Origin of the sequence: Arthrobacter sp. TB 26 (assembly GCF_000427315.1) — a bacterium.
Classification (GTDB): domain Bacteria; phylum Actinomycetota; class Actinomycetes; order Actinomycetales; family Micrococcaceae; genus Arthrobacter.
The window spans coordinates 1-288 of the sequence record NZ_AUPJ01000339.1 but is presented as its reverse complement, the minus strand read 5'-3'; the positions used below and the strand labels follow the sequence as shown (position 1 = coordinate 288).

1 protein-coding gene (only partly in view) is annotated in these 288 nt (G+C 68.8%); it reads right to left on the bottom strand.

Annotation, left to right across the window (positions count from 1 at the left end; genetic code table 11):
* Positions 1-187 carry the beginning of a RelA/SpoT family protein gene (locus tag K789_RS0112930; protein WP_024367119.1) on the bottom strand. The gene continues 2207 nt to the left of window position 1, outside the view, so the window shows 187 of its 2394 coding nt (coding positions 1-187); it begins with the start codon at positions 185-187; its stop codon lies beyond the left edge, outside the window.
* Positions 188-288: the final 101 nt, after the last annotated feature.

The window sequence follows — 288 nt, the reverse complement described above, 5'->3', positions numbered from 1 at the left end:
GGCCGGTCAGGCGGGCAAGCCGGGAGCGGGTGCGTTCACGCCGGCCGGGGAACGTGGGGCGTGCACCCGAGCTGTCCACGGGTACGGGCGGATCGGCGCGTCCGGGAGCCACCACACCAGTCTGCGAGCCCTGGCCTGGAGCCTGGTCCGCCGGCGCTGATGGCACCGGCGTCGAACGTTCTTCCAATGGAGCACCTCTCCGAACCCGTTAATTCTTCCAGTCTATTCCCGCAGCAGGATACTTCGATAACCGGCGGCCAAACGGCGACGGGCCGGAGAGCGTCACGA